This is a genomic window from Arthrobacter sp. Dra40 (assembly GCF_059091905.1).
This window is the reverse complement of the sequence record NZ_JBNHHB010000283.1, coordinates 1-5,673: the sequence shown is the minus strand read 5'-3', so window position 1 is coordinate 5,673 and position 5,673 is coordinate 1. Positions and strand designations below refer to the sequence as shown.

The following is a 5,673-nucleotide window of genomic DNA, read 5'->3' as shown; positions in this document are numbered from 1 at the left end:
GGTGCTGTCCACCGGGTCCAGGACCAGGACCTTGACGCCCTGGGTGATCATGGCGTTGGCCTGCTGCTGCTGCTTGTTCGCGTCGCCGTCGGCGTTCTGGTAGAGCACCTCGCAACCGCCGCACAGATCCTGCACCTTGGCCTTGAACAGCGGGCTGTCCTGCTGCTCATAGCGGGTCGAAGCCCGGTCCGGCATCAGGAACGCGATCTTGCCCGCGGCCTGGGCGCTGCTGGCGCTGCCCCCGCCGCCGCCTCCTCCGCCAGCGCCGCCGCCCCCGCCGCCCCCGCCGCAAGCGGTCATGCCGGCTGCCAGAAACAGGGCGGTGGTAACGCCCAGGATTCCCTGCGTGTACTTCTTCATCGGAACTCCTCTGTACTGGTGGTGTGCCGCGTTGCCCTTGGTTGCCTTTCCGGCAGCGGTCAGAGCCGCTGAGGGTAGATCATCGCCTTGAGCGATTCGGGTTCGGTGGAGGTATTGTCCAGTGCAGCCGCGGTCTGCGGCAGTGAAAAGCTGTGCGTGACCAGCCCTTCCAGATTGATCCGGCCGGAGGAAACCAGGGCAATGCCCAGCGGCCACGTGTTGTTATAGCGGTTCACCATCGAGATGGTGATCTCTTTCCAATTGAGCGTGGACAGAGGCAGCGGCACTTCGTCGGCCTTGGCCAAACCGATGACAGCGGCCCGCCCGGCCTCGTGCAACCGGCTGAGCCCGGAGGCGAGGACGCCGTTGGCGCCCGAGCATTCCAGCAGCACGTCGTAGGTCCGCGAGGCAGGCGCGTCGCTTTTCTCCACCGAGAATCCGTGGTCGCGGGCCACGCCCAGCCGGTACTCGGAGATATCCGTAAGCGTGACGCTACCGGCGCCGAACGCCCGCGCCGCTTCCGCGGCCAGGAGCCCCACCGGCCCGGCGCCGGTGATCAGCACGTCGTCCCCGGCCTGAAGGTTTGCCCGCTGGCAGCCCCATAGGCCCACTGACAGCGGCTCGAGCAGCGCGGCTTCCTCGTAGCTCATCGAGTCCGGAATCGGGAAGTAGCAACGGGCGTCCATGGCCAGATACTGCAGCAGTGCGCCGTCGTAGGGCGGGGTGGCCAGGAACTCAAGGTTTGGGCAGAGGTGGTAGCGTCCTGCCCGGCATTCCTCGCAGCTGCGGTCCGGCGTTCCCGGCTCCACGGCCACCCGGTCACCGACCCGGACATTGCCGACCCCATCGCCGACGGCGACCACCTCGCCGGAAACCTCGTGGCCCAGGATGAACGGTCCGTCAACGACGAAGGGGCCGATCTTGCCGTAGCGGTAATAGGCGACGTCAGAGCCGCACACCCCCACCGCTTCCACCCGGATCACGGCCTGCCCCGGACCAGGCTCCGGCACCGGGCGCTCTTGAATCTCGATGCTGCCCAGGCCGGTCATCACGGCGGCGGCATTGGCCATCTAAGACTCCTTAGCCAGCAGTCCTTGGGTTAATCGGCCCCGAATATTGGTGTGATGAAGCACACATTCACACGCATATGCTAACCCGGGCAGAGCCGCTGCGGCTATGAAATCGCAGGAATCGTTCGACGCCCCTACAGGCGATGCGAGCAGGTGGCGGGCAGCACCAGGGTGGTTCCCTGGCGCCCGCCCACCACCCTGGACCGGGGCCGACCTCAAGGGCGTAGGCCATTTCGACGGCTTCGTCGACGCTGGAGTACATGACGATTGGCAGGGGCCGGGCGCGTTGCTCTCGTCCAGGCCGACCCCCATGGGCATGGCCCTTCGCGGTTTCGGTCAGGGCGGTGGCGACGTCATCGTAGATGTCCTCGTGTCGCCCATCCCGGTTGCGCCCAGCCCGGCTCACCAAGCGCGCCCGCGCATTCCGCGAGTTCTGCCTCGTCCCGGAACACGGTGCAGCCTCACGCCTCTGAAACCGGCGGTCAGCCGGGGCGGCAGGCGCTGCCGCGGTCCACCGGATTGCCGAGCGTCCGCGCCCTTTCGCTGGCATAGACTCGAAGCCGTGAAGAATCGGCCCCACGTGCACGTTGTATCGAGCCAAACGTGCTGACATTTCTCGACGCCCTCAAACGGGTCCTGGTGGGCAAACCCTTCCGCAGCGAACGACTGAAGCAGGACGCGCTGCCGCGGCGGCTGGCGGTTCCGGTCTTCTCCGCAAACGCCCTGTCCTCGGTGGCCTATGCCCCGGACGAGATCCTGCTCACGCTGGCGCTGGCCGGGGTTGCCGCCATCGCCCTTTCTCCTTGGGTCGGGCTCGCGGTCATGGTGGTGCTGCTGGTCTTGGTGGCCTCCTACCGGCAGAGCATCCTTGCTTATCCGTCCGGCGGTGACTACGAGATCGCCACCAAGAACCTGGGCAGGCCGGCGGGCATTACCGTGGGCTCGGCGCTGATGCTGGACTACGTGCTGACCGTGGCCGTGTCCATGTCGTCCGCGGCCCACTATGTGGTGTCTGCCATTCCCGCGCTGAACGGCTGGCAGCCGGCTGCGGCCGTCGCGGGCATCGCGGTGCTGGCCTTGCTCCATCTGCGCGGGCTGGGACGCGGACGATGGACCGTGGCTATTGCCACCTACATCTTTGTTGGCACCGTGCTGCTGATGTGCCTGGCCGGTTTTGTCCTTGACCTCGCCGGAAGCCTGGGCGAGGCACCGAGCGCAGCGTTCGACGTCGTTCCCGAACCAGGGCTGGAGGCAGGCCTGACCGGTCTGGCCGGTGCCTTACTGGTGCTGCGCGCCTTTTCCACGGGTGCTGCGGCCCTCACCGGTGTGGAGACTCCGGCCAGCAATGTTCCCGCCTTCGAGAAGCCGCGCGCAAAGAACGCCGGCTTTTCACTGCTGGTGCTGGGCATCACCGCAACGGTGATCACCATGGCGGTGATGTACCTGGCGCAGGCGACACAGGTCAGGGTGGTGCAGGTCCCCGCCGACCAGTTGCGACTGCACGGCGCGGAACTGCCGGCCGGCTACTTCCAGTCCCCGGTGCTCAGCCAGTTGGCGGAGACGGTCTTCGGCGGCGGCGCCCTGCTCTTTTACCTGACGGTGGCGGCTACCGCTGCCATCCTGGTGCTGGCCAGCCATTCGGCGTTCCACGCCTTCCCGCAGCTGGCTTCGATCCTCGCCACCGACGGCTTCCTGCCCCGTCAGCTGCGCACCCGCGGGGACCGGCTCAGCTACAGCAACGGCGTGCTGGCGCTGGCGGCCGCGGCCGTGGTGCTGGTGCTGATCTTCAACGCCGACGTCACCCGGCTGATCCCGCTCTACGTGGTCGGCGTGATCGTGTCCTTCACCTGCAGCCAGCTGGGCATGATCCGGCACTGGTCGCGTGAAATCCGGTCCACGCCGCACCGCCCCGTGCGCCGGCGGATGCTGCGCTCGCGGCTCATCAACATGGTGGGCTTCATCCTGACCGCCACCGTGCTGGTGGTGGTGCTGGTGAGCAAGTTCGTCTTCGGCGCCTGGCTGGCCGTGCTGGGCATTGCGGCGCTCTGGCTGGTCATGCACAGCATCAACCGCCACTACGTCCGGGTGGCCCGCGAGCTGGCCGTCGATCCGGACCAGCCCGCCACCGCGCTGCCCTCCCGGGTGCACGCCGTCATCCTGGTCTCGCACGTGCGTAAACCAACGCTCCGGGCGCTTGCCTTCGCGCGCGCCTCACGGCCGTCCCGGCTTGATGCGGTGGTCGTGGACCTGGACCACGAGCAGACCGAACAGACCCTGCGCGACTGGGAGAAGCTCAACATCCCGGTTCCGATCACCGTGCTCGCCTCTCCATACCGGGAAACCACCACGCCCATCATCGACTACATCAGAAGCGTCCGCAGGGATTCCCCCCGCGAGCTGGTGGTGGTCTACATCCCCGAGTATGTCGTGGGACGCTGGTGGGAGCAGCTGGTGCACAACCAGACCGCGCTGCGGATCAAAACCCGGCTGCATTTCGAGCCCGGCGTCATGGTGGCCAGTGTCCCGTGGCAGCTCGCCTCCTCCGATTCCGTCCGCCGCTACCAGGAGCTTCCATGACCCAACCCGCACCCCAGCTGATCGAACTAACCGTCGGTGCTCCCGCGCACGGAGGGCACTTCGTTGCCCGGCACGAGGGCCGGGTAGTGTTCGTCCGGCATGCGCTCCCCGGCGAACGGGTGCTGGCACGGGTGACCGACGGCGGAGCGGACGCAGGGTTCTGGCGGGCGGACACGGTTGAGGTGCTGGAGGCGTCCGCCGACCGCGTGGCGCATCCCTGGGCGCCCGCCGATGCGTTGGCCGCGGCGGAAGCGGGACGCCCGGCCGTGGGCGGCGCCGAATTCGGCCACATTGGCCTGGCCGCCCAGCGCCGCCTGAAGGGCCGGATCTTCGCCGAGCAGTTGCAACGGCTGGCCAAGCTGGATCGCGAAGTCACCGTGGAGGCCCCGGCGGGGGAGTACGACGACGGACTCGGCTGGCGCACGCGCGCAGCCTTTGGTGTGGGCCCGGACGGGCGCCTCGGGATGCACGCGCACCGGTCAAACGAGTTGATTCCGGTGCAGGCGATGCCGCTCGCCGTGGATGCCGTCAACGACTTGCGCTTGTGGGAGTTGGACTTGGGCGGGCTGGACCGGGTGGAAGTGGCGGCGCCGGCTGACGGAAGCACTCCGCTGGTGCTGTTGGTACCCGCCGCGGGAACGACGCCTCGACGGCTGGCGAAGATCGCCGAACGGATCGAACCGGGAGTGTCGGTGGCCTCCTGGGAGCCCGAGCCGGGACGGCTCACCCGCTTGCGCGGACGCACCTGGGTCTCCGAAACCAGCGGTCTGCACCAGTACCGGGTGACTGGAGACGGCTTCTGGCAGATCCACCGGCTGGCACCTGCCACCTTGACGGCAGCGGTGATGGACGGCGTCGGGCCCCGGGCGGGGGAGCGGGTGGCGGACCTTTACGCCGGTGCAGGGTTGTTCACCGCCCCGCTGGCCGACGCCGTCGGCGTCACCGGCAACGTGCTCTCCGTCGAAGGCTCGCCCGCGGCCAGCAAGGACGCTCGGAAAAACCTGCACGGCTTCGGCCAGGTCGAGATCGTCCAAGGCAAGGTGGAGCGGGTGCTGCGCTCGCAGGCGAAGGTATTGGACGCCGTCGTGCTTGATCCGCCCCGCGCCGGTGCGGGCAAGGCCGTGGTGCAGGCGGTGGCCGCCCGGAACCCCCGTGTGGTTGGCTACGTCTCCTGCGACCCGGCATCATTTGCCCGCGACCTTGGCTACTTTGGGCAGCTGGGGTGGCACCTGGACTCGCTGCGGGTTTTCGACCTGTACCCGCACACGCACCATATGGAATCCTTCGCCGTGCTGACGCCGGGGGGCAGCTAAGCGCTGCGGCGGCTGTACCCGGCCGTTGTCCACGCGGCCGGGACCGGGCGCACGGAGCCCCATCCCTTGTCACACCGGTGCCGGCGTTGCAGTCCGGGCCGATCCTGATTGTGAGCCAGGCCTCGGGCGGCGCTCCGGTTCCCGGGAACGGGCTAGCCGCTAGGATGGAAGCAGCGGTGCCGGGCGAAACATGGTGTCTCCGGGTTGTCGATTCTGCGGGTTTTGGCCTGCACCACGACCAGGGACGATCCCGCTTGCGGTCCCTTCACACTTAGGGACGCCTAACTAGCGGGTGGTTGCCGCCCGGACAAAGATAAAGTGTGGCGAGAGGAGTCCTGTTATGAGTAATGTGG

The 5,673-nt window shown here is 67.9% G+C and carries 4 protein-coding genes; 2 read left to right on the top strand and 2 right to left on the bottom strand.

Annotated elements, in window-relative coordinates; all coding sequences use genetic code 11:
* Together AC5RWT_RS33950 and AC5RWT_RS33945 are read right to left on the bottom strand one after the other, a co-directional pair.
* A partial coding sequence (locus AC5RWT_RS33950; RefSeq protein ID WP_494084061.1) for a substrate-binding domain-containing protein occupies positions 1-360 on the bottom strand: 360 nt, incomplete at its 3' end.
* Positions 361-419: 59 nt separating this feature from the next.
* Positions 420-1,430: an NAD(P)-dependent alcohol dehydrogenase gene (locus tag AC5RWT_RS33945; protein WP_494084060.1), complete on the bottom strand. Its 1,011-nt coding sequence runs from the start codon at positions 1,428-1,430 to the stop codon at positions 420-422.
* Between the two features lie 603 nt (positions 1,431-2,033).
* Here AC5RWT_RS33945 and AC5RWT_RS33940 point away from each other — a divergent pair.
* Both AC5RWT_RS33940 and AC5RWT_RS33935 read left to right on the top strand, forming a co-directional pair.
* The gene (locus AC5RWT_RS33940) at positions 2,034-4,007 is read left to right on the top strand and encodes an APC family permease (RefSeq protein ID WP_494084059.1); all 1,974 of its coding nucleotides are present in this window, start codon (positions 2,034-2,036) and stop codon (positions 4,005-4,007) included.
* Complete coding sequence (locus tag AC5RWT_RS33935) at positions 4,004-5,320, top strand: class I SAM-dependent RNA methyltransferase (protein WP_494084058.1); 1,317 nt, start codon at positions 4,004-4,006, stop codon at positions 5,318-5,320. The genes AC5RWT_RS33940 and AC5RWT_RS33935 overlap by 4 nt, the downstream gene beginning before the upstream one ends.
* Positions 5,321-5,673: the final 353 nt, after the last annotated feature.